Raw genomic sequence first — 24,975 nt, 5'->3', positions numbered from 1 at the left:
TGTGCTACGAAGTGAGATCGATCGCGGCCATGGGCCGCTCCTACAGGTGAGTCGGGTTTGTTAAATAAAATCTAATAAATATTAAAAAGTTTAAACTGTTTTTAACAGTCAGGCCAAGGCATGATTGCCCGAACAGTACAGTCGCCAATAATGTGCGACCCTTGAGAGACGAACGGACAAGGTCAGCCGAGATGAGCAACAATTCCCAGCCCCTGTGGCAGCCCACGCCGGAAGCCATCGCCGCCACCCAGATGGACCAGTTCCGCCACCGGGTAAACGAGCGCTACCAGCTCCAATTGGCGGACTATGCCGCGCTCTACCAATGGTCCGTGGACCGACGCGAGGACTTCTGGAACACCCTGTGGGACTTCGCCGGGGTGATCGCCAGCGAGCGCGGCGAACAGTCCCTGGGCAGTGATGAAATGCCCGGCGCCCAGTGGTTCCCGGAGGCGCGGCTGAACTTCGCCGAGAACCTGCTGCGCTACCGGGACGACGGGATCGCCCTGGTGGAGCGGCTGGAAAACGGCAGCCGCCGGCAGCTGAGCTACGCGGATCTCTATGCAAAAGTGGAGCAACTGGCTGCCGCCCTGCGCGACCAGGGGGTTGGGCTGGGTGACCGGGTGGCGGGCTTTATGCCCAATGTGATCGACACCGTGGTGGCCATGCTGGCCACCACCAGCATCGGCGCCGTCTGGACCTCCTGCTCGCCGGACTTCGGCATCAATGGCGTGCTGGACCGCTTCGGTCAGGTGGAGCCCCGGGTGCTGTTTGCCTGTGAGGGTTACTTTTACAACGGCAAGACCATCGACTCGCTGCCGCGCCTGCGGGAAGTGGTTGCGCGCATCGAATCCATAGAAAAACTGGTCGTCGTTCCCGTGGCGCGCAACCACAAAGAAACGGCAGCTGCGATCGAGTCCCTGGACCGGGCGGTGACCTTGGAAGACTTCGTCGGTGCTGCGCCCGAACGGCCACTCACCTTCGTGCAGACCGAGTTCAATCACCCCCTCTATATCATGTACTCCTCCGGCACCACCGGGGTGCCCAAGTGCATAGTCCACGGCGCCGGTGGCACATTGCTGCAGCACTTGAAGGAGCACCGGCTGCACTGCGACCTGAAGCGCGACGACGCGCTGTTCTATTTCACAACCTGCGGCTGGATGATGTGGAACTGGCTGGTGAGCGGCCTCGCCTGCGGCGCCACCCTGGTGCTGTTCGACGGTTCGCCCTTCTATCCCGCGGCGGAGGGCCTGTGGGACATGGCGGACGAGGAGGGCATCAGCGTGTTCGGCACCAGCGCCAAATATATCGCCGCCCTGGAAAAATCCGGGCGCAAACCCCGCGAGAGCCACAAGCTGGAAAAACTGCGCGCGCTGCTCTCCACCGGTTCACCCCTGGCCCACGAGGGCTTCCGCTATGTGTATCGGGATATCAAGGCGGATCTGTGCCTGTCGTCCATTTCCGGCGGCACCGACATCATCTCCTGCTTCGCGCTGGGCAACCCGGTGCTGCCGGTGTACGCCGGCGAGCTGCAGTGCCGTGGCCTCGGCATGGCGGTGGAAGTCTGGAACGAGGAGGGAAAAGCGGTGATCGGGGAAAAGGGCGAACTGGTGTGCACCAAATCCTTCCCCTCCATGCCCACCGGCTTCTGGAACGACCCGGATGGCGCCAAGTACCGCGGTGCCTACTTCGAGAACTGGCCCGGAATCTGGGCCCACGGCGACTACGCGGAGATCACCGCACACGGTGGGGTGATTATCTACGGCCGCTCCGACGCGGTGCTCAACCCCGGCGGCGTGCGCATCGGCACCGCGGAGATCTACCGCCAGGTGGAAAAGGTGGAGGAGGTGCTGGAGAGCATCTGCATTGGCCAGGAATGGCGCGGCGACGTGCGCGTGGTGCTGTTTGTGGTACTGCGCGAGGGCATCGAACTCGACGGCGAACTGATACAGAAAATCCGCAGAACCATCCGCGCCAACACCACCCCCCGCCATGTACCCGCCAAGGTGATTCAGGTGGCGGATATCCCCCGCACCATCAGCGGCAAGATCGTGGAACTGGCCGTGCGCAATGTGGTGCACGGCAAACCGGTGAAAAATGTGGAGGCGCTGGCCAATCCGGGGGCGCTGAAGCTCTACGAGAACCTGCCCGAGCTGGCTGCGGAGTGACCCGTAGGGGAGCCTTGTGTTCGTCGCTTGCCAAGCGGAGGCACTAGGTCGGGGAACTCTGTAGCCAATTTCTTGGCGGCCCTGCTACCGGTGGCTTTTTGCGGGACACGCCGTGAATACATCCCTGTAGGCTTGTCGGCGAGGTCCCTCTCGCCAACAGTCCCGCAAAAAGCCACCGGCATCAGGTCCTTCGCATCGATATCGTCGCTTGATTGACCTTTATTTGGGCGAGCACAAGGTTCGCTCCTACGATGGACTTTCGTCGTTCCGGCGCAGGCCGGAACCCAGGTGCCACCAGCCTGGATACCGGCCTGCGCCGGTATGACGAGTCAATGAGAGCTTGATTTGACGCAGAGTATTACAGTTCCGACCGACATCAACCACTCGCCACCAACCACCCAAATACGCTACCCTAACGCGCAATACCAATCCCGAAATCCTCACGGATGAATGCCTATGGTTACCTATCTCTACTGGGCGGCGGTGATCGCCCTCGTCATTCTCGCCCTCTTCGCCGGTAGCCGCCTGGGCCACCTGGGCAAAGGCGCCATTGTCGCCGGCATTATTTTCCTGGCCGGCTGGCTCGCCTACTACTTCCACTACCAGCAGGTGTTCGTGAAGCGCTTTGGCGGCGTTATGCATATCAAGGTGCCGAATGGACAGCGCCATATCGGCTCTACTTGGAAGGAGGACAATCTGTGGATCGAGAATTTCGATCCCAAGACCAACGAGTGCATCTTTTCCGAATACTCCAAGGGCAACCTGCTCGAAGGACGCGTCATTATCCGCAACTGCAACCCGCTGATGGAACAGGCTGCCCCCCGGCCTTGACGGAAGAACTGGCGTAACTACTCGCCCCCAGGACTCGGGAACAGAATGCCGGAGCTTGATGCGGAGGCCCTGAATCGGGAGCCGTCAGAGAAAAGCGCCTGCGGCTGATAAACAGACCGATGAGGCTGTTGAACGAACGGCTCCCGATAGCAGGGCCGCCACACGGGGAGTAGTTACGAACTGGCGAAATATACCTACCGACAGAAGTATCGGAACAACAGGCGAATCCATTGCGAGTTTTAATTGGTATTCTGTTGGCGGGGTTATTGGTGATACCGCTGCAGCCGGCGCTGGCCATTCCGTTCTTCGACCGTCTGCCCGGATTTGAGATACGCGTCCAGGGCAACGAAGCCCTGAGGGAATGGCTGCGCGAGGAACTGAAAAAACTGCGCAAGGGCAGCAGCCAGCTCAAAGCCTACGAAGACCCCCATGACGTGGCCCGCTACGAGCGCGGCTCCCTGGAAAAGTTGCTGCGCTCCCGGGGCTATTACGCCGCCCGCGTGCGCCAGTCGGTGAGCGGCGGCAAGATCCTCTACCAGGTCAACCCCGGCCCCCAATACCGTATCAAGAGTCTCACCATCGAGATGCCGGAACGCCTGCGCCGCGGTTTTGGCGGTGTGCCCCTGCGCGAGGGCGATCCGCTGGAAGCGAAGAAGGTGCTCAAGGGTGTGGAGACGATCGAGAAGTATCTGGGTGAGAACGCCTGCCTGCTGGATATCGATGTCAGTTACCGGGCCGCGGTGATCCACAGCGAGGCCGCCGCCCGCCTGGAATATATTGTCGCGCCGAGCCCGGAGGTGGTGGTGGGCGAGGTGAGGATCGAAGGGCTCACCTCGGTGGAGCCGGATTTCCTGCGCAAGAAACTGCAGATCCACAGTGGCGACTGCTTCAGCCGCAGCAAGATCGATGCCGCGCGCCTGCGCCTGCTGCGCACCAACCTGATCGCCAGCGCCAACAGCGAGGTGTCCAGTCCCCGCGGCGGCCGGGTGGATATCACCTTTGTGCTGAAGGAGCGCAGCCATCGCACTGTGAAACTGGGGGTGGGCTATACCTCCAGCGAGGGCGCCGGCGTCTCCGCCGGCTGGGAGCACCGCAATGTATTGCACCGCGGGGAAAAAATCGAAGTGGGGAGCAAGCTCAATCCTGTGCAGCAGACCCTGAAAGGCCAGCTGCTGGTGCCCCGCTTCCTGCGCGACGACCAAAACTTTTCCGCCAAGACGGAATTCTCCAACGAGGAGAGGGAATCCTACAGCGCCGAATCCCTGACCGTAGGAGCCGCGGTCAGCCGCAAATTGAGTGAGCACCGCACCGCCGGCGTGGGCGCCGAGCTCAAATTCAGCCGGGTGGACGAAGAGGAGGGCACCACCGAGAACTACCGCCTGCTGTCCTTTCCCCTCGGCCTGAAATGGGACACCACCGACAACCTGCTGGACGCGCGCCACGGTGCCACCGCGGCGTTGGAAGTCAAACCCTATGTGGACCTGAACAACGACGACACCCACTTCGTGAAAAGTATCCTGGTGCTCACCGGCTACAAGACCGCGGAACAGATGCGCTATGAACCCACGTTGGCGGTGCGTGTCAGGGCGGGAGTCATTTCCGGTATCGACAACCTGGAGATACCCGCTGACGAGCGCTTCTACGCCGGCGGTGGCGGCTCGGTGCGCGGCTACGGCTACCAGGCCCTGGGGCCGCGCCTGCCGATACCGCCGGAAGAGCCGGGCGGCGAACCGACTCTCTCCGATCCCATCGGCGGCCGCGGCCTCAGCGAGATTTCCCTGGAGGGCCGTTTCCGCTTCAGCGACACCTGGGGCGGGGTGTTGTTTATCGACGGTGGCAACGCCTACGCGGACCCCAGCCCGGATTTTTCCGATCTCTTCTGGGGCGCCGGCGTAGGGGTGCGCTATTTCACCTCCTTCGCGCCCCTGCGCCTGGACCTCGCCGTTCCCCTCGACCGCCGCGAAGGCCTCGACGACGGGCTCCAGGTCTACGTCAGTCTCGGGCAGGCGTTCTGAAATGTGGGGCGCACTCGCAGCCTATCTCTCCGCTGTCGTCCGCGCCCTGGGCTCGGTGGCGCACAGCCTGTGGCACGGCCTGGGCGAGCGGCGCTCGCTGTTGTTTAGCCTGCTGCTCGCCCTGCCGCTGGCATTGCTACTGCTGCTGGGCACCGAATGGGGGCGGGTGCTGCTCACCCACGGCACCCTTTACGTCGCTGAAAAACGGGTTCCCGAGCTGAGGATCGAGGCGGGGGAAATCGGCAGCGAGCACCTGGGCGGCTGGACTTTTTCCCGCTTGAAAATCCACTATGGCTCAGAGGTTCTGCTGGAGGGACACGGGCTGGAGGTGGACATCAGCCTCGGCGGATTGATCGGCAACCGCATCGATATCGAGAAGATCGGCGCGGAGGAATTAATTTTCAATGACGACGTGCTCGAGGAGTTGCTGGAGGCGCAGAGGCAGGCGGCCCGCGATGCGGTCGAGCCTGCCGAGGAAAAAGCTTTTTCCCCGCCGGCCGTTCGCCTCGGTTCGCTGCAGATCGACCGCCTGCAGATAATCGACCGGCGCCTGGCCGGGTTGCCGGCGGTCTCGGTCAGGTCCAGCGGGCGCTATCTGTGGGAGGGTGAACCGGCGGGGATACAGCTGGAAGTGCGCGAACTGAACGGCGCCGGTCTGCAACTGATCCTGCAGGGCAGGGAGGTCGAGAACCGGCGCTACGTGCTGGAGTTCTCGGCGAAGGAAAATCCCGGGGGCTTTGTCGGCACCCTGTTGCAACTGCCGCAGGGGCAGGCCCTGGACGCCGAGGGGCACGTCGCCCTCTGGCGGCCGGGAGACGATCAACTGCTGCTGCATATCGAAAGCTTTTCCCTGCCGCTGGTGCAGTATCGTTTTTCACTCTCCGGCCGCGCGGCGCTGACACTGTCCCCCTGGAAACTGGCCACCGAAGGTTTGCAGCTGCGTGTCGACGACAGCCGGCACCACATAGCCGGCACCGTCAGCGGGGAAACGGTGGACGCGGAAATCCAGTTCAACCGCCTGCCGCTGGCGATCTCCCGCCCCTGGCAGGACGTCCTGGACGGCGGCTATCTCTCCGCCGACCTGAAGATCAAGGGGCCGCTGAAGCTGCCGGCGGTGTCCGGCACCCTGGACCTCGACAGCCGCTACAGCGGCAAGCCGCTGCGCCTGCAGGGGCTGGTGCAGACCCGGGACAAGGTGATCGTTATCGACGCCGCCACAGTGGCGCTGGCGGGCGCGCAACTGGCAGCGCAGGGCACGGTGGATATCGCCGGTGAATCCCTCGACCTGAAGGGGGAAATTCACCGCTTGGCGCTGGACAGTATCCGCGAACTGCTGGCAGCGCTGCCGCAGACCGGGGAGGTGGAAATTCCGCCGGACCTGGGCGGCAGTGTGGAGCGGCTGCAACTGTCCGCCAAAGGCCCGTGGAAAAACCCGGCACTGACCGCGCAATTGGATGCCACCCTGGTCTATCGACAACTGGATGCCCAACTGCGGGCCGGCGCCCGGGGCGATCTCAACCGGGTGATTCTCAACGAGATCCTTCTGGACAGCGAGCACCTGCGCATCGACGGCGACGGCACAGTAGATATCGCCGGCGAGAGCCTGGACCTGAACCTGAAGGTAAATGCGGAGGGTTTTCGCCCGGCCGAACAGTTGGGCCTGGCCGCCGCCGAGGGTGTTGCAATGGACATGACCGCGGAGGTGGATGTCGACGGTCTCTGGAGAAACCCCCGGCTGTCCGCGCGTATCCGGTCCGACGGCAGCTATCGCGACTACCGCTACCAATTGCGCGGCGGTGCCGCCGGGGACCTGGACAAGATCGACCTGAACCGGCTGCGCCTGGACCTGTTCGCCGACAGCGGCGCGCGCCGATTCAGTGCCCAACCCCTGCGCGGCCCCCAGTCGCTGATCTCTGAGCGCTCTCAGCCGGGGAGCCCTCAGCAGGATGGGAGCCCTCAGCCGGATGGGAGCCCTCAGCCCGATATAGGCCCCAGTCCGCAGCAAAGCCCCGTTGCCACCCTCGCCGCGGACGCGGAGCGACTGAGCCGCGATGGCAACGCCTGGCTGGAAGTGGACGGCATTATCGAGCCCAGGGCGGCGCGGGCCCGGGGCCGGGTGGTCGGGCGCAATATCCCCGTGTCCCTGGCGGAACTGGCGGGGGTGACACTGCCCCCTTCCCTGGAGGGCGAAATCAGTATCGACGGCGAGTTTTTCGGCCCCTTCGCCAATCCCGAGGCCCGCGCAGAGGTTCTGGGGCTGGGGGCTTTTCGCGGCGAGCCTTGGCAACTGCAGGGAGGCCTGGCCTACGGCGGTGGCCGGGTGGTGCTGTCGGAAGTGGAACTGGTGTGGGCGGAGCGCAACCAGCTGTCCGCCCACGGCAGCCTGGACCGGCAGCGGCTGGACCTGGAAGTGCGCGGCCGGGCGGTACTAGAGGATTTTGACGAATGGTTGGCGGCGGATATCACCGAACGGGGGGAGGTGACTCTGTCGGCCACCGCCGCCGGCAGCCCGCAGCGCCCCCAGTTGGAAGGCGAGTTCAAGCTGCTGAGCCAGGGCCGCGGTGAATCCGCGCAGCCCCTGGAACTGGTGTTCGACTGGCGCACCGAGGGGGAGAACCTGCAAATGACCCTGGACGCCCGCCACGGCGCGCGGCGCGCCATCGACGCCCGCGCCCGGCTGGCGGTGGCGCCGATACTGGAGCAGCTGTTTGCGGACACTCCGCCCGAGGCGCAGAAGCCCTCGCTGCCGCTGAAACTGGACAGCAGCGGCAGCGCGGACCTCGCGGTGGTAGCGGCATTTATCGATCCGGAGATCCACGCCATGAGCGGGCAGCTGCGCTTCGAACTGAATGCCGACGGCACCAGCGAGTGGCCGAATATACACGGCTACGTCGATCTGGAAAGCGGCTCCTATGAACACCGCCCCACCAGCACCCGCCTGCGCCGCATCGACTTCGCCGCGCGCCTGACCCCGGAAGCGTGGCGCATCGAGCGGGCCCGCGCGGAGGACTCGGAAAAGGGCAGCGTGAGCCTGGCCGGCGCGGTGCGCTTTGCGGAGGGCGTGTCGCCGGTGCTGGATTTCAGGCTGCACGCGGACAGGGCGCACCTGCTCAACACCCCGGCGGTGCGCGGCGCAATCTCCGGCGAACTGGCGCTGACCGGCGACACCGGGGACGCGCAGCTGGCTGGCGTGCTCACTCTGCGCCCCCTGGAAGTACAGATCGAGCAGTTGATCGGCAGCGGCGTGCCGGAGATCGAAGTGGTGGAAGTGGAGGTGGACCTGGAGGGGCCGCAGCCGGAGCGGGCGCCGCCGCTGCTGCAGAATATCGCCCTGGCGATACAGGTGGTGCTGGACCAGCAGTCCTACGTGCGCGGCCTGGGGTTGGATTCGGAACTGCGCGGCAAGGTGGATATCGCCGGTACCGCGGCCAAACCGCGCGCCGCCGGCGAGCTGCGCATCGTGCGCGGCAGTTTCGACTTGCTGGGCAAGCGCTTCGAATTGCGGGAGGGACAGGTGCAGTTCGAAAACAACGAGGCGGCCATCTATGTGAAGGGGGTGCACGAATACAGCGACGGGGAGATTACCGCGGAAATCACCGGCACCACCCGGGACCTGGATGTGACCTTCAGCTCCTCCCCCGCCGCGCCCCAGGACGAGATCTTCGCCCAACTGCTGTTCGGCAAATCACTGTCGGATATCTCCCCGCTGCAGGCGGTGCGCCTGGTCAGTGTGGTGCGCACTCTGCAGAGCGGCGGCCCCACCTTCGACCCCCTGGCCAAGACCCGCGACCTGCTGGGGGTGGACACCCTGGATATCCAGCAGGAGGAGGCCGCCGAGGGTGAGCAGGACCAGTACGCCCTCAGCCTGGGCAAATACATCACCAACCGCATCTACATCGAACTGCAGCGCAGCACAGACCCCCTCAACCCCTGGCAGGCGGAAATGGAGATAGAACTGAAGCGCAACCTCAGCCTGGAGATCAAATCCGCCGCTGAGGGGGAAAGCGGCGCCGGCAGTGTGGAGCTGCAGTGGAAGAAGGACTATTAGTTCTGGGGACTCGGGACTCGGGACTCGGGACTCGGGACTCGGGACTCGGGACTCGGGACTCGGGACTCGGGACTCGGGACTCGGGACTCGGGACTCGGGACTCGGGATTCGGGATTCGGGATTCGGGATTCGGGATTCGGGATTCGGGATTCGGGATTCGGGATTCGGGATTCGGGATTCGGCTCCCCTCTCCCCTGCGGGGAGAGGGGCGGGGGGAGAGGGGCGGGGGCGCCCGCAGACCGTTGTAGGAGCGGGGGGGCGGCCATCCGCCCATGGCCGCGATCGACCTCGCCCGAGGCACCACCTTCGCAGGGAAAGCGATGGAAACATTCCGCCCAGACCGGCGCCACTTTATCAAGTTGTGCACCGTCGCCGGCATCTCAATATTCGCCGCGCCGGCCCTGTGGCAGCTGAGCCGCGGGCAGACCTCGGCGGAACTGCCGGACTGGCGCGGCAGCGGCGGGCCCGCCTTCCGCACCGACGGCATCGCCAAGGTTGTCGGCAATAAAATCTTCGGCCGCGACTTCCGCGCCGTGGATATGCCCGGCTGGCCCGATCGGCAGCACTACGCCTTTGTAGTGCGCTGCAACCGGGTGGAGCGGCGCTTCAGCGGCTTCGACTGGTCGCAGATTCCCACCGGCGCCGAGCCCTACGCCCGCGTCACCGCCCAAACACTGCAACAGCAGGGGATAAAACTGCCGGAATTCTACGGCGACCTGATGTTGCTGCCGGAAGGCGAGTCCCCGCGTTACTACGGCCACGCCGTGGCCATGCTGCTGTTCGACAACTTCGAGAAGTACGCCACCGCCAAGCAGGCACTGCAATTCAACAAAGAGTTTATTCGCTACGGCGAGCAGACCCCGCCGATGGAGCGGGACCCCTACGCCAGCTGGCGGATTATCCGCGTGGAGGGCCCGGGTGGACCCACCGGCGAGGACCTCTACTCGCCGCTGGACGACGGGCTCTTCTTTCCCCAGTACCGCGACCACAAGGCGGTGTGGCCCAGGCACGCGGACCAGGCCGGCAGCGTCAGCGAGCGCGGTATCTATTACGCCGGGCAGATTCGCGAACGAATTGAGCGGGAGAGCGCCGCGGGCAATTGGCACCTGGTGGAAGGGGAGTACCGCACCCAGATCGTCGAGCCGATGATGATGGAACCGGAGGCCACCAACGGCTGGCTGGATACCGACGGCAAAACCCTGCATATGGTGCTCACCAGCCAGTCGCCCCAGGACTTCCAGGAAATGGCCGCGCAGTTGGTTGCCCGGAGCAGCTTCGCCGGAAAAATAGAAAACCTGGTGGTGCACTCCGGCTTTGTGGGCGGCGGCTTCGGAGGCAAGGATCACTCGATTTTTCCCTACTACGGCCTGGTGGCCGCGCTGTTCGGCGAGGCGCCGGTGCGCCTGGCCAACAACCGCTTCGAACAGTTCCAGGCGGGTCTCAAGCGCCACCCCTTCCATATGAGGAACACACTGGCGGTGGATAAAAACACCGGTAAGTTTCAGGCGCTGCTGTCGGAAATGCAGGTGGATGGCGGCGGCCGGCAGAATTTCAGCCCCAGCGTGGCCATGGTGGGCGCCAGCGCCATCCAGAGCATCTACTACTTTCCCCGCAACGATATTTCCGCGGTCGCCAACTATTCCATGAACGTGGACTCCGGTTCCATGCGCGGCTACGGCACCATGCAGACCATGAACGCCATGGAGATGATGGTGAACCGCGCCGCGGAGGAACTGGGTGTGGACCCCATCGAACTGCGCCTGCGCAACGCCACCGAGACCGGCTGGCGCAATACCCAGGGCGCGGTGCCGCAAGTAAAAGTGCGCTATCGGGAAATACTGGAAAAGGCCCGCGCCCACCCCATCTGGACCGAGCGCGCCCGGCGCAAGCAAGACTTCGAGGAAAAGGAGCCCGGCTATTTCTTCGGTACCGGCTTCGCCATCGCCACCAAGGACTACGGTACCGGCGGCGCGGCTCCCAGCGCCGCGGTGCAGTTCGACGAAAACGGCGAACTTTCCCTGGCCATCGGCTTTATGGAAATGGGCACCGGCACCCAGACTTCCCAGGCGGTCCTGTTGGAAAAGACCCTGGGCGCACCGGCCAGTGAGTGCCACGTGGCGGAGATCGAGGCCTGGAATGCGTTGCAGCAGTTCCAGACCGAAAGCCCCTATACCATGAGCCAGGCGCACCAGGACAAGATGTCCGCAGAGCCCTTGTGGACGCCGGTGGTGGCCATGGCCAGCTCCGCCTCCATGTCCTCCTATTTCCAGAGCCACGCCACTGAACAGGCGGCGGGGATTCTGTTTCACCACGGCCTGCTGCCGGCGGCCCGGCGCCTGTGGCAGGCGGAGGAGATCGATCCGGCGCAACTGCAGTGGCGCAGCGGCAGATTGCACTATCGGCAATTGCCATCGCTGTCCCTGCGACAACTGGCGCGGGAGGCCCACCGCAGTGGCCTGGTCACCGGAGCCATGGTTCACGCCTTCAATCGCTGGAAGTGGGCGGAGGCGGATTTCGAATTGGACGGCGAAAACCGGACCTGGGTGGTCGACGGCCTGGCCCTGCGCCGCGGCCCGGGGAGCGGCAGCGGCGGAACGGGAATAAGCTCGGCGGACTATCGAGTGGTCAAACGCCGCGCGGTGCGCTATCCGAAAACCTCCCTCAACAACGCCATGGTCACCTACTACGCGCCCACCGCTGCACTGGTGGAAGTGGCGGTGAACAAGGGCACCGGCGAGGTGAAAATTCTCGGGCTGCAGAACTACATGGAGTGCGGCCGCCTGATCGTGCGCCAGCTGGTGGAGGGGCAGATCGAGGGCGGCGTGGCCATGGGGGTGGGGCACGCGCTCTACGAAGTGCTGCCGCCCCTGGCCGAGGGTGCCGGCAACGGCACCTGGAACCTGAACCGCTACCAGGTGGCGCTGGCCCGGGATGTGGGGGTGTGGAACCAGCGGCACGAGATACTGGACCCCGAGTCGGAGACGGACCCGCACAAGGGCATCGCCGAAGTGGTGGCGATTCCCATTGTCGCCGCCCTCAGCGAGGCCATCTACCAAGCTACCGGAATCCGCTTCAACGACACCCCGATCACCCCGGAAATTCTGCGCCGGGCACTCAATCCAGAGGTGTAAATGGCCACTATCCCCGTATCCATGACAGTGAATGGCGATCCGGTGGCGATGGATGTACCCGAGTACACCTCGATGCTGGATTTCCTGCAGGAGTATTTGAATCTCACCGGCACCAAGCTGGGTTGCGGTATCGGCGTCTGCCACGCCTGCGTGGTGGTACTGGAACGGGAGGACGGCAGCCTGGAATCGGTGCGCACCTGTATCAATGGCGTGGGCCGTTTCAACGGCAAAAAAATCGTCACTGTGGAGGGGCAGGCGAAACGCAGTGCCGATGGAGGAATCGAGGCGCTGTCACCGATACAGCGGGCCTTCCTGCGCCACTTTTCCTTCCAGTGCGGCTGGTGCACCCCGGGTTTTGTCAACGCCGCCACCGTACTGCTCGACCGTCTGAAAAGGGAACCGGTGGCCGCGGACAAACTGGAGGACACCATTACCGAGGCGCTCCACCACCATATCTGCCGCTGTACCGGCTATGTGCGCTACTTCCGTGCGATCAAGGAAGTGATCGAATCCACCCCCGGGCTGGTGAAAAACAAAGGAAGTGGCGATGTCGTGTAGGAGCCTGCTTGCAGGCGAATTGCCGGTTATTTTTATAGCGGCGTTATTGCTATGCGGCTCCGCAATTGCACAGACACCGGTGGAAAATGGCCGCTACCTGGCCGCCGCCGGTGACTGCATCGCCTGCCACACCGCCACCGGTGGCCGCCCCTTTGTGGGTGGGCGACCCCTGCCAACGCCCTTCGGCACCATCTATTCGGCCAATATCACGCCCGACAGGAAAACCGGTATCGGCAACTACACCCTGGAGGATTTCGACGCGGCCATGCGCCGGGGCAAGGGCCCGCACGGCAACCTCTACCCGGCCATGCCCTACACCTCCTACTACCTGATCGACGGCGAGGATATCGACGCGCTCTACCGCTACTTTATGCAATTGCCGCCGGTGGAATATTCGCCGCCGAAAAACCGGCTGATCTTTCCCGCCAACCTGCGTTTCGGCCTGAGCGCCTGGAACTGGCTCTATTTCGACGAAGGGAAAAAGTTGCCCCAGCCCGGCGACAAGAGTGCGCGGTGGCAGCGGGGCAATTACCTGGTCAACGCCCTGGGCCACTGCGGCGAGTGCCATACGCCGCGCAACTTCGCCCAGGCGATGGAAATGGAACACCGGTTCGCCGGCAATGTGCTGGAGGGCTGGGACGCGGTGGATATCCGTCCCCAGGCGCTGCAGCGGCAGGGCTGGACCCGCGAGCAACTGATGGAGCTTTTTACCACCGCCAGCAGCGAGCGCGGCACTTTGTTTGGCGAGATGTTCCGGGTCGTGAAGCACAGCCTGAGGCACCTTTCCGAGGAAGACCTCAACGCGATAATCACCTACCTGCTGGACGATGGCGAAAGCCGTCCCGCGGATTTCCACAACATGGAACAGGCGGCCGCGCGCTATCCGGCCGGGCGCGGGGATTTTATCGCCTACTGCGCCGGCTGCCACGGCCGCGAGGGCAGGGGCATCCTGCTGGCCTTCGCCCCGCCCATGGACGGCAACGCCGCCATTCGCGCGCGGAATCCCCACAACAGCATTGCAGTGATTTTGCGCGGCCTGCCGGAGCAACGTTTGAGCCGCACCCGCGCCCGCGCCGGCATGCCCGGTTTCCACCGCGAACTGGATGATGCGCGGCTGGCGGAGCTGGTGAACTTTATGCGCAGCGCCTGGGGCGGCGCCGAAGCCGAGGTGAGCGCGGAGGAGGTGGCGAAAATACGCGGGGAGCTTTCGGATCACGGATACCTGGGAGCACGGGAATAAGGCGCTCCGGCTGCCGGCACCCCGATTTGAACTGTGAAACTTAAGTCTGTAAATGAAAGGGCACTAAGTTAAGGCTCTGTGGCGACCCTGCTACCGGGTACGACCTTGCGGGACCCGCCGTGAATACATCCCTGTAGGCTTGTCTGCGAGGTCCCTCTCGCAGACAGTCCCGCAAGGTCGTACCCGGCATCAGGGTCTTCGCATGGCGGTTATTGCTGAACTTAGTGCCATTCAAGTCAGTAGATCGCAGGGATCGATCCGGTAAAGCGCACAGAGTTCCCGATACAGCTCCGGGTGGGCCGCTCGCATCGCCGCGGGTATCACGAAAAAGGATTCCGTAATTACCGCGAAGAATTCGGCGGGGGACTCAGCGCCGTAGAAGTCCAGAACCGGAGGGGACTCCTCATCCTCTCCCCAGTGGTCCCGTTTCTGGCGCAGCAGCTCGAACTCCCGCTTCAGCACCGGGGCCCAGTTTTTCCCCTCGCCGGCACTGGCAAACACCGGCCGCCCGTCGTAACTCCCGTCCTCCTCGTCCAGCTTGTGGGCAAACTCGTGCAGCACCACGTTGCGCCCCTCCTCCGGGTGCTGCATATCCTGCTCCAGGTCCCCCCAGGACAGCACCACCGGCCCCCGATAGTGCGCCTCCCCCTCCCGCGCACTGTGCGCCGTGGTCTCGATATGGTTCTCCACATAGGTCTCCCGGGCCACATAGGTACCCGGGTACAGCAGCACCGTGCGCAGATAGGGATAGCAGCGGTTCTCCCGCCCCAGCAACAGCAGGCAGGCAAAACCGGCCACACAGATACGCATAGGCTCCGTCACCTGCAGCCCGTTGCAGCCGACGAACTCCTTGTCGTGCAGGAACAGGCTCATATTGGCCTGGAGTTCCGTTTGCCGTTCCGGGGGCAGGTGGCGGTAGAGGGGAAGGTTTTCCTCCAGCAGGCGAATCTGCTCCGCGCCCAGCGGCCTGGCGCGCAGGCGGTGGCGGCGCCACCGGTGGTAATAGATGGGGACCAGCCAGAGGAGGATGGCCAGGAGGATTATGGCTAGAAAGGTGTCCATGGGATTTGCTGCTTATCCTTCGTTCAGGGGATTCTAGGGAATTCCGTATTTGCGTGCGAGCCGGTCTATATCCTCCTGTGACCGCCTGGGTTTGGTGCATTTGATTTTAAAGGACTGGCTGACATTGCTGTCGATATCGAGCGGGACCAGTTCCCGGATTTCAGCACAGGTGTCTCCGTTTTTTTGTCTTTTTTATAAGGGGCGGTTGTTAGACCTGTTGCCTTATGGTTGTTGTGAACAATGGTAATTTGGATTGAGTTGTTGGCTGGTTCGGTTTTGGATGGCAGAGCGAGGGGAAGTGACAGTAGGGCCATGTGCAAGAGGGTAGCGATCAGCAGCGAGAGGACCAAGCGCGGAGAAAAGATGGTATCGGGTTGTGATTGGGCAGAGTGGTGCACGGGTTGCCTGTGACATTCCTTGGCTGGCTTCCCGTCGGGAAGGCATTTTGAATTTAGTGACTATGAGTTTTGGGGTGGGGGATGGTTCCGTTGTGCGGTGGGGCTGAGTGGTTGGGGGCGGGGAGGACGGACTCCAAAAACGCTTTGGCGTTTCTGGACCCTTCGGGCTCGCGGCGGCGCCGCTCGGTCCAAGCTCGCTCTCGCGAGCTTGTCGAACCTGGGGAGGCTAACTCGCGCCATACAAAAAAGGCCCCATCCTGGCGGATGGGGCCTTTTTTGTATGGCGCGCTCGGGAGGATTCGAACCTCCGACCGCCTGGTTCGTAGCCAGGTACTCTATCCAGCTGAGCTACGAGCGCGTTGTGGGTGCGAACTATAGTGAGTTGACCTTGCCTCGTCAACTCTTTTTTAAGAAAAATATCCTTAAAAATCCGCAGCTTACGGGCTTTCCTGGTCCTTTTGAGGTGCCGGGGAAGCCGGTAGGGCGCGCATTCTGCCCCGGTGTGAGGCGCTTTGCAAGCCCCTGGTTAAAGATAGCCGTTACGGCCGCCGGAGGCCTGGGCGACCGGGCGGCCACTCCCGGGCCGGCGGGGATAGGGCCCCAGGGAAACTATACTGGGGCCAAGCGACAGGGACTATTTTCATGGTGTACGCCGCCTCCGGGGCCTGGATGTGTCCCGGGGCGCGCTTTTGTGCCCGGGTGCCTATGACCGATGAGCCGGATGGCGACAAAGATGTCCGCCCGCAGAAGCCGCCGCTGCAGCCGATGCCGTGGGGGCGTTACCTGGTCTGGATTCTTGTCTTCCTGGCGGTAACCCAGTTCTGGGCGAACTTTCAGCAGCGGGAGGAGCGACAGCAGATCTCCTATAGCGAGTTCAAGGAAAAGCTCCGAGCGGGCGAGGTGGCCAGCGTGACCCTGAAGGGTGACCGGTTGACGGGAGAGCTGAAGCGGGCGGAGAGCCAGCGGGAGCCGGCGGACAAAACCCTTCCCCCCTCACACTTTGTCACCACCCTGCCTCCAGTGGAGGATCCGGAGCTGATGCCCCTGCTCGAGGAGCACAAGGTAAACATCCAGGCTGAACCCGGCGAGGAAGGCTGGTGGTCGCGGCTGTTGCTGCTCATGCTTCCCTGGATACTGATCATCGGCCTCTTCTGGTATGCCGGGCGCCGGATGCAGGAGCGGATGGGCGGCATGGGGGGCATGGGCGGCGGGCCCGGAGGGGCTTTTGGGTTTGGCAAGTCCAGGGCCAAGCGCTTCGAGCGAGGCGAATCGACGGTGACCTTCGAGGATGTCGCGGGGCTGGAGAACGCCAAGAAGGACCTGCAGGAGATTGCCGGCTACCTGAGGGACCCGGAGCACTACCGTAGACTGGGAGCCAAGATTCCCAAGGGCATACTGTTGATGGGGCCGCCGGGCACCGGCAAGACCCTGCTCGCCAAGGCGGTGGCCGGCGAGAGCGATGTGCCTTTCTACAGTATCAGCGGCTCGGAGTTTATCGAGATGTTTGTAGGCGTCGGCGCCTCGCGGGTGCGGGATATGTTTGAGAGCGCCAAGCGAGAGTCGCCGTCGATCATTTTTATCGACGAGATCGATTCGGTGGGCCGCGCCCGGGGCACCGGCATCGGCGGCGGACACGACGAGCGCGAGCAGACCCTGAACCAGATCCTCGGCGAGATGGACGGCTTCGACCCCCACGAGGCGGTGGTGGTGATGGCGGCCACCAACCGCCCGGATGTCCTCGACGCCGCGCTGATGCGCCCCGGCCGCTTCGACCGCAAGATCACCCTGGACCTGCCGGATAAGCGGGCCCGCCGCTCGATCCTGGAGATACACTCGCGGGAGGTGCCCCTCGACGACGATGTTGACCTGGACCGGATGGCGGCGCTCACGGTGAGTTTTTCCGGCGCGGACCTGGAAAACCTGATCAACGAGGCCGCCCTGTTGGCCGGGCGCGAGGACAAGCCCGCGGTGGATATGGCCTGCCTGCTGCTGGCGCGGGACAAAGTGGTGCTGGGTGGTGAGCGGGAGATGGTGATCGGCGACGACGAGAAGGAGATCATCGCCTACCACGAGGCCGGCCACGCCCTGGCCGCCAGCCTGCTGCCCAACGCCGACCCCCTGGACAAGGCCACCATTATCCCCCGCGGGCGCAGCCTGGGGGCCACCGAGCAGATCCCCGAGGAGGAGCGCCACAGCCTGAGGCCCAGCTACCTGCGCGACCGCATCGCCGTGATGCTCGCCGGCCGCGCCTCGGAACAGGTGGTTTTCAACGAAATCAGCACCGGTGCCGAGGAGGATCTCAAGCAGGCCACCACCCTGGCTCGGCATATGGTGACCCACTGGGGCATGAGTGAAAAGCTGGGGCCGGTGGCATTCCGCCGCGGCGAGGAGCACATCTTCCTTGGGCGGGAGATGGCGCAGCAGAAGGATTTCAGCGAGCACACGGCGCAGATTATCGACGAGGAGATCGGCGAGCTGGTTCGTAAGCTCGAAGAGGAGGTGAGGGAACTGCTGGAGAAGCACCGCGACCAGTTGGATGTGCTGGCGAAGGCGTTACTGGAGAAGGAAACCCTGGAGTCCGGCGAGATTCAATCGATTATCCAGCGGGAAAAAAAACGTAAGGACTAGAAATGCCCCCGGCTATCGGCGCGGGACCTTTCCTCAACTAAATCTGTTCGGGCTCGAAGGGCGCTAAGCGCCAGACTGCCCCTACGCTGGAATTCTGCGTTGTAGGAGCCTGCTTGCAGGCGAACATTCGCGGTGCTTTGACGAGCCCAATTCGCCTGCAAGCAGGCTCCTACAGGAGGATTTAGTGCCAACCGGAATGGCATTAAGATAAGCCGCTTCTCCTTGTAGGATGGGACAAAACGGCAGGATTGCCGATTTGGACGCTGAAGGTCCTGAGAAGCAGGCGAGTACCATGGGGGGTAAGTCAACGGAGCGCAGCGACGTGCCCATCTGCGGGGCCTTGATGGGCACGCTTCGCTTTGCCCATCCTACAAAAATTGCCCTGCGGACCCGCTCAGAGTCCCGGCCGCTTGAAGTTTTTTCGCGCGCGAGCGATTTTTTCCCTCATTGCGCAGCCTTCGACATGGTCGTTGATCAGGCCCATGGCCTGCATAAAGGCGTACACGGTGGTGGGGCCGACGAATTTCCATCCCTGCTTCTTCAGGTCCTTCGACAGCGCGACCGACTCCGCGGAGGTCGACGCGGTCTGGGGTTTTGCAAGTTGCTTTGCGTCTGGCTCGTAGCGCCAGATAAAGTGGGCCAAGGAACCTTCCCGCTCGACGAGTTCCAGGGCTCGCTGCGCGTTATTGATGACTGCCTCGATTTTGCCGCGATGGCGGACGATGCCTTCGTCTTTGAGCAGGCGATTAACGTCCCGCTGGGTGAAGCGCGCTATCCTGCCGAAGTCGAAGTTGTGGAAGGCTTTGCGAAAGTTCTCGCGTTTGGCGAGGATGGTGCGCCAGCTCAGTCCGGACTGAAAGCCCTCCAGGCTCAGTTTTTCAAACAGCCGGTGATCGTCGTCAACCGGGAAACCCCATTCGGTATCGTGATAATCGAGAAATTCCGGTGCGGCGCCGCACCAGCGGCAGCGCGGCTTCCCGTCCGGCCCTGTTATGGTTGTGCTCATATATCCGGTGTCCTTGCAATGGCAGAGTGGGAAATACCTCTCAGGCGATCAGAAATTCGAGCCGTTCGTCGGCTCTTGACGGCGACATTTCCAGGATTTCCGCTGTAACCACACCCTCCGCGACAAATGGGTCGTCGTTCACCTTGTTTTGAAGGTCCGGCAGCGATGTGTTGTGCGCGACAATACTGCCGCCCAGGTTGGGCTGAAGGCTGCCGGCCAACAGGAATACGCCGTCATCGAAACCGCGTTGGAGCCAGTCTTTATGGCCGTCCATAAATTGTCCGGCTAGGCCTCTGTTGTTGGAAAACTTGAGAAGAACGATAAACATTGGGTTATTCTCCTTTGTCGGTTTGGGTGGATTCATTTCCCATCGCACTCGGCGCCTTTCGTGTAGGATTCCAGCCAGTCGCACATCTGTTTGACTTCCTGTCTGATAAATTTCTCATCGTGAAAGGCATTCGCCAGCGTGGCGACCCCCTGGCTGCGGGCGAGGAGGTGCATCGCCAGCGCATCGGCATCCGATTTGTGGCCGAGCAGGGTGAACTGCCTGCGCAGCCATGTCCGAAACAGCGTAAACAGCCTGTTCGCCTCCGTCTTCGAGGCGTGATTCAGCTTTGCAAGTTCGGTGCACAGCGTACCAACCGGGCAGCCGTAGCGCTTTATGGGGTTGCGGTTTACGATCAGGATATGGATAAAGCTCCGGATTCGGTCCTCGGGGCTGTCCCCCTCGGCTTCCCATTGCTCCAGCATTTTGCGGGTATTGGCCAGGCGGGCGTCAATCACGGCGTCCAGTATTTCGTCCTTGGATTTGAAGTGGTAATAGAAGTTGCCGCGCGAGATTTGCACGGCGTCTGCGATATGGGAGAACGAGGTGTGCTCGTACCCCTGGTGATAGAACAGCTGGTTCGCGGCTTCGACGATGTGATCGCGGGTTGTTTTTGCGCTCATGAAAGAAACCTGTCCGGCCGTAACTGAAACGCACGACAGGTTAGGACGGTTGTCCTATAGTGTCAAGAGTCGCACTCACCCTGTAGGAGCGGGCCATGCCCGCGAACAGAGGCCGATCGCGGGCATGGGCGGATGGCCGCCCCCCCCCCGCTCCTACAGAGTGGTTCCCCTAAGCCAATGCACTTTCCCAATGAGGAGTAGTTACTTCCGGGGAAGGAATGATTTCGGTCGCAACTCAGTCGGCCTGGCAGCGGGGGCAGTGCCAGGCGGTGCGGCCGGCGGCTGACAGGCTTTTCAGCGCTGTGCCACAGGCGGGGCAGTGGCCGCCCTGTTTGCGGTGGGGCAGGAGAAACTTGTCCGGCATCCGTTCCGGTTCGGCTTTCTTTTCGATGGCGGTTTTCAGTACGGAGCCTATTGTGCGGTAGAGTTGCTTGCGGTCCGCTTCATCGAGATCCTGGAGGGAATGCTTAGGGTGGAGGCCCGTCTGGAACAGTATCTCGTCGGAATAGATATTGCCGATGCCCGCCAGGCTGTGCTGGTCCATCAGCCAGGACTTTACCTGGCCGCGGCGTTTGGAGAGCTTCTGCAGAAACTGTTCCTCGCTGATGTCCAGTGCATCCTCTCCCAGCTCCCTCGCCTCGATCCATTCCTCCGGTGAGTCCGCCAGGGCGATGCGGCCCAGTTTGCGCGGTGCCGTGTAGGCGAGTTGATGATTGTTTTCAAATTCGATGGATAGCCGCGTGTATTGGGGCCTGCCCGTATCCTTTTGCGAGTAGTGGAGCGCCCCGGACATGCCGAAATGTAGTACCAGCCAGCGCTCCCCGGTGTCCGCGAACAGGTATTTTCCGTGGCGCCTGGTGGACTGGAAGTCGCGGTTCTTGAGGGCGCGCCCCAGGCCCTGGGGTGAGGTCTCGAACAGCAGCGCGGGTTCCTCCACATGCACCCGGGAGATGCGCTGGTGCAACGATGTTGCGTTGAAGTAACGGCGGAAGTGTTCGACGTCGGGTAGTTCAGGCATGGCTATTTCTTGAAGAGCTTTTTCAACTCTTTAAGGGAACGGCAGTTGATTACGTCCTTGGCCTCGAGCCAGCCCCGGCGGGCCTGGTCTATACCGAAGCGCATATAGTTCAGATTGGAGCTGCTGTGGGCATCGGTGGCGATGGATATTTTTACCCCCATTTCCTTGGCCATTTTGCAGCCGTCGTCGGTGAGGTCCAGGCGCTCCGGCTGGGCGTTGAGTTCGATATAGCAGCCGGAATCCCTGGCGCCCCGCAGAACTTTTTCCAGGTCGATTTCGTAGGCGTCCCGTTCGTTGATCAGCCGCCCGCTGGGGTGGCCGAGGATATTGAAGCAGTCGTTGTCCATGGCCTTCAGTATGCGCTCGGTCTGTTTCTTGCGCGACAGGTCGAATTTGTGGTGTATCGAGCCGACGACGTAATCCAGCTTTTTCAATACACTGTCCGGCAGGTCCAGGGAGCCGTCTTCCAGGATGTCCACTTCTATGGATTTTAACAGGACGATATCGTCGAGCTTCTCGTTCAGCTTGTCGATTTCCTCGATCTGCTCCAGCAGGCGCTTTTGGTTCAGGCCCTTGGCTACCGTAAGCCGTTTTGAGTGGTCGGTGATACCCAGGTATTCGTAACCGAGTTTCGCCGCCGCCTGCGCCATTTCCTTCAATGTATTGCGGCCGTCGGTCGCCTTGGTATGGGTGTGCAGATTGCCGCGGATGTCTTCCAGGGTGATCAGTTTCGGCAGTTTGCCCTCTTTTGCCGCCTCCAGTTCGCCGCGGCTCTCGCGCAGTTCCGGCGGGATATAGGGCAGGCCGACCTTTTCGTAGACCGATTTTTCGGTCTCGCCGGCGATGCGCTTGTCACCCTTGAAAACGCCGTACTCGTTGATCTTGTAGCCCTTCTTGACGCCCATTTTGCGCACGGCGATATTGTGCGATTTGGAGCCGGTAAAATAATGCTGCGCGGCGCCGTAGCTCACCTGGGGCACCACCCGCAGGTCCACCTGCATTCCGGAGCGCAGGTAGACGGTGGAGCGGGTCTTGCCCTTGGAGACCACTTCGGCAACTTCATCGTAGTCGGTGAAATGGTCCATAATCGACGAGTCGCCTTTTTTTCCGGTGAGGCCTCTTTTCGCGGTGATCAATATATCCAGGTCACCGACCGTCTCCATGCGCCGGCGGTAGCTGCCGGCGATGATGATATCCTTGATCCCCTCGGCTTTTTTCAGGTATTCGATCAGTGGTTTGGCGACATCCTCCGCGTCCATCAGCTTGGTGCGCTCCTGGCCGCCGGCATAGCGCTCGATATGCTTGCGGATTTTCTCCTCGCTCTTCTCCCCAAAGCCGGATACCTGGCGAATCTTGCCGTCCTGTGCGGCCGCTTTGAGGTCGTCCAGGCTTTTGACTTTGAGTTTCTTGTACAGGGTCTTGACCCGTATGGCGCCCAGTCCTTCGATTTTCATCAGCTCGCTCAGCGCCGGGGGCGTGTGCGACTCCACTTCCTCCAGCAGTGGCAGCTTGCCGGTTTCCACCATAACGTGGATTTTCTCCGCCAGGTCCTTGCCGATGTCCGGAAGCTCGGACAGGTCTTCCCCGTCCTCCAGCAGATCCGACATGCCTCTCGGATAGCCGCGCACCGTGCGCGCGGCGTTGCGGTAGGCGCGCACGCGAAAAGGGTTGGCACTTTCGATTTCCAACAAGTCGGCCAGTCTTTCGAAGCTGTCGGCGATTTCGCTGTTGTGCATCGGCATGGCAAGTTACCTCAGAAATCCCCGAGTAATTTCAGGAATTCCTTCTCATCGATACGTTTCACGTCTTTTTCTTTCGCTTCATCCAGTTTGCTGCCGGGGCCTTCTCCCACCACCAGGTAGTCCGTTTCACCGCTGATACTGGAGGTGGTCCGCGCGCCCAGGGCTTCGACGTGTTCCTTGGCTTCGTCCCGGGTCATCTTGTCCAGTCCGCCGCTGAATACGAAAGTCTTACCCTTCAAGGGCTGTTTGCCGCGGCGGGGCATGGACTGCACGCGGACGCCGCTTTTGTGCATCCGCTCCAGCACTTCGCGGTTGTTGTCATCGGCGAAGAAGTTGGCGGTGGCGGCGGACACTTCCGCGCCGATACCGGGTATCTTTGCTATTTCCCCCTCACTGGCATCGGCCAGCTTTTCCAGGGAGAGGAATTCCCCGGCAAGCTGTTTTGCCACCTTCCTGCCCACGCGGGGAATACCGAGGGCGAACAGGAAGCGGTCGAGGCGCGGTTCTTTAGCGCCCTGAATGGCGTCGTACAGCTGGGTGGCGGAGCGCTCGGCGAAGCCATCCAATGACTTGAAATCGTCAGTATCCAGGGTGTAGAGGTCTGCGAGGTTGTGCACCATCTCCCGCCGCACCAGCTGATCGGCGGCCTTTGCTCCCAGGTGATAGGCGCCCTCGCGCACCACTTGCGAATTGCAGACCGGGCAGCGCTTGGGCATTTTGAAGACCTTGCCGCGCTTCCTGCCGGGCTGTACAACCCGCTTCTCCACCTCCGGAATCACGTCGCCGGCGCGAATGATGCGCACGCGGCCGCCCACGCGGATATCCTTGCGCTGCACCTCCCCCTCGTTGTGCAGGGTGGCGCGGCTTAGGGTGACGCCGCCGACGTCCACCGGTTGCAGCAGGGCGACCGGAGTCAGTATGCCGGTGCGGCCCACCTGCACCGCGATATCCTCCACCTGGGTCACCTCCTTGCGGGGCTCGAATTTCCAGGCGATTGCCCAGCGGGGATTGCGGTCCCGGGTACCCAGGGCTTCCCGCAGGTTGTGGTCGTCTACCTTGATCACGATGCCGTCAATTTCGTAGTCGAGATGGTCGCGGCGCTCGGCGAGTTTGTGATGGTAGTTTTCGATCTGTTTGAGGGAAGAGGCGGATTCATTCAGCGGACTGGTCTTCAGCCCCCAGCGGGACAGCTGCTCCAGTACCTCTTCGTGGGTCGGCGGCAGTTCGCCGTCCAGCGCCAATATCTCGTAAAAGAACAGGCTCAGTGGCTTGCCGGCAACCTGGCGCGATTTGTACTGGCGCATCAACCCGGCGGCGGCATTGCGGGGGTTGGCGAAGGGTTCTTCGTCGTGTTCCACCCGTCGTTTATTCAGGGCCATAAATCCGTCCCTGGGCATAAAGACTTCGCCGCGGACCGCCAGGGTGGCGGGCGCGTCATCCCGGTGCTGCAGCGAGAGCGGCAGTGCGTGAATCGTCTTCAGGTTGTGGGAGATATCCTCACCCACTTCACCGTTGCCGCGGGTGGTGCCGTATTTGAAGCGCCCTTTCTCGTAGATCACTTCCACAGACAGGCCGTCGAACTTCGGCTCCAGGACGTACTTGACGGGTTGGATGCCCGCTTTTTTGCGCGCCGTTTTCAGGAAGGATTCAATATTTTTCTCGTCGAGACTGGCCTGCAGGCTGAGAAGTGGCACCTTGTGTTTTATCTTTTTCAACTGGCTGACCGGTTCGGCGCCAACGCGTACCGTGGGCGAGTCCCCGGACTTGAGGTTGGGGAAGGCTTCTTCCAGGTCTTGTAGCCGTTGAAATAGCTTGTCGTAGACGGCGTCGGCAATTTGGGGCGAGTCTTTTACGTAGTAGAGATGGTCGTGGTAATTGATGCCTTCGCGCAGCGCGCGAATTTCCTCGGCGGCTTCTTTCTTACCGAGTTTGTCGATGTCCTTGAAATCGGTGTGGGGATTGCGTTTGAAATCCATATGGATATGAAGATAGCAGTGGAATCCGGTTTTCCCCTGCGGATGGGATGGGCGAATCTTGTGTCCACCCTGTGCTCTAAGAGCCTGTTTGAATTCTTCGTTTTTTCCACCCTAAGTGCGGGACCGGGTGGGGTGCCTCTTTCCGGGACACGGGCTGGGCGCCCCCCTTTAATACATCCCTGTACGCTCGTAATCGGCATCCATGCCTC

15 protein-coding genes and 1 tRNA gene are annotated in these 24,975 nt (G+C 62.3%); 8 read left to right on the top strand and 8 right to left on the bottom strand.

Annotated features, from left to right (window positions below; genetic code table 11):
• Window positions 1–251: 251 nt before the first annotated feature.
• The 7 genes from ACRC0P_RS04285 (at window position 252) to ACRC0P_RS04255 (ending at window position 13,988) form a co-directional block, all read left to right on the top strand.
• Window positions 252–2,165: an acetoacetate--CoA ligase gene (locus tag ACRC0P_RS04285; protein ID WP_438628550.1), complete on the top strand. Its 1,914-nt coding sequence runs from the start codon at window positions 252–254 to the stop codon at window positions 2,163–2,165.
• A 456-nt stretch (window positions 2,166–2,621) separates the two neighbouring features.
• Window positions 2,622–2,996, top strand: coding sequence for a hypothetical protein (locus ACRC0P_RS04280; protein WP_438628549.1), 375 nt, complete (start codon window positions 2,622–2,624; stop codon window positions 2,994–2,996).
• 230 nt (window positions 2,997–3,226) lie between these two features.
• On the top strand, window positions 3,227–5,011 hold the full coding sequence (locus tag ACRC0P_RS04275) for an autotransporter assembly complex protein TamA (RefSeq protein ID WP_438628548.1): 1,785 nt from the start codon (window positions 3,227–3,229) through the stop codon (window positions 5,009–5,011).
• Window position 5,012: 1 nt separating this feature from the next.
• Window positions 5,013–9,059: a translocation/assembly module TamB domain-containing protein gene (locus tag ACRC0P_RS04270; protein ID WP_438628547.1), complete on the top strand. Its 4,047-nt coding sequence runs from the start codon at window positions 5,013–5,015 to the stop codon at window positions 9,057–9,059.
• Between the two features lie 320 nt (window positions 9,060–9,379).
• Window positions 9,380–12,190 (top strand): xanthine dehydrogenase family protein molybdopterin-binding subunit, encoded by a 2,811-nt coding sequence (locus ACRC0P_RS04265; RefSeq protein WP_438628546.1) that lies wholly within the window; start codon window positions 9,380–9,382, stop codon window positions 12,188–12,190.
• A complete protein-coding gene (locus ACRC0P_RS04260) occupies window positions 12,191–12,748 on the top strand; it encodes a (2Fe-2S)-binding protein (protein ID WP_438628545.1) in 558 nt (185 codons plus the stop codon). It begins immediately after the preceding gene.
• Window positions 12,738–13,988, top strand: a complete 1,251-nt coding sequence (locus ACRC0P_RS04255; protein ID WP_438628544.1) for a c-type cytochrome — start codon at window positions 12,738–12,740, stop codon at window positions 13,986–13,988. The genes ACRC0P_RS04260 and ACRC0P_RS04255 overlap by 11 nt, the downstream gene beginning before the upstream one ends.
• 231 nt (window positions 13,989–14,219) lie before the next feature.
• Here ACRC0P_RS04255 and ACRC0P_RS04250 read toward each other — a convergent pair whose 3' ends face one another.
• Together ACRC0P_RS04250 and ACRC0P_RS04245 are read right to left on the bottom strand one after the other, a co-directional pair.
• Entirely contained in the window at window positions 14,220–15,050 is an 831-nt protein-coding gene (locus tag ACRC0P_RS04250) for a M90 family metallopeptidase (RefSeq protein ID WP_438628543.1), read from the bottom strand.
• A 679-nt stretch (window positions 15,051–15,729) separates the two neighbouring features.
• Window positions 15,730–15,806: transfer RNA gene (locus ACRC0P_RS04245), tRNA-Arg, on the bottom strand.
• Window positions 15,807–16,153: 347 nt separating this feature from the next.
• On the opposite strand from ACRC0P_RS04245, the gene ftsH reads away from it, so the two are divergent.
• Entirely contained in the window at window positions 16,154–18,076 is a 1,923-nt protein-coding gene (gene ftsH, locus ACRC0P_RS04240; protein ID WP_438628542.1) for an ATP-dependent zinc metalloprotease FtsH, read from the top strand.
• 394 nt (window positions 18,077–18,470) lie between these two features.
• Here ftsH and ACRC0P_RS04235 read toward each other — a convergent pair whose 3' ends face one another.
• From ACRC0P_RS04235 to ligA, 6 genes are all read right to left on the bottom strand, one after another.
• Entirely contained in the window at window positions 18,471–19,082 is a 612-nt protein-coding gene (locus tag ACRC0P_RS04235; protein ID WP_438628541.1) for a DNA-3-methyladenine glycosylase I, read from the bottom strand.
• 40 nt (window positions 19,083–19,122) lie between these two features.
• A complete protein-coding gene (locus ACRC0P_RS04230) occupies window positions 19,123–19,410 on the bottom strand; it encodes a YciI family protein (protein ID WP_438628540.1) in 288 nt (95 codons plus the stop codon).
• 32 nt (window positions 19,411–19,442) lie between these two features.
• Window positions 19,443–20,030: a TetR/AcrR family transcriptional regulator gene (locus ACRC0P_RS04225; RefSeq protein WP_438628539.1), complete on the bottom strand. Its 588-nt coding sequence runs from the start codon at window positions 20,028–20,030 to the stop codon at window positions 19,443–19,445.
• A gap of 235 nt (window positions 20,031–20,265) precedes the next feature.
• Entirely contained in the window at window positions 20,266–21,048 is a 783-nt protein-coding gene (locus ACRC0P_RS04220) for an Fpg/Nei family DNA glycosylase (RefSeq protein ID WP_438628538.1), read from the bottom strand.
• Between the two features lie 2 nt (window positions 21,049–21,050).
• Window positions 21,051–22,790, bottom strand: a complete 1,740-nt coding sequence (gene polX / locus ACRC0P_RS04215) for a DNA polymerase/3'-5' exonuclease PolX (protein WP_438628537.1) — start codon at window positions 22,788–22,790, stop codon at window positions 21,051–21,053.
• Between the two features lie 11 nt (window positions 22,791–22,801).
• A complete protein-coding gene (gene ligA, locus ACRC0P_RS04210) occupies window positions 22,802–24,766 on the bottom strand; it encodes an NAD-dependent DNA ligase LigA (RefSeq protein WP_438628536.1) in 1,965 nt (654 codons plus the stop codon).
• Between the last annotated feature and the right edge of the window lie 209 nt (window positions 24,767–24,975).

It is taken from the genome of Microbulbifer sp., from assembly GCF_051659245.1.
Classification (GTDB): Bacteria; Pseudomonadota; Gammaproteobacteria; order Pseudomonadales; family Cellvibrionaceae; genus Microbulbifer.
Note: the sequence above shows the minus strand (reverse complement) of the source record. Positions and strands in the feature narration are given on the sequence as shown.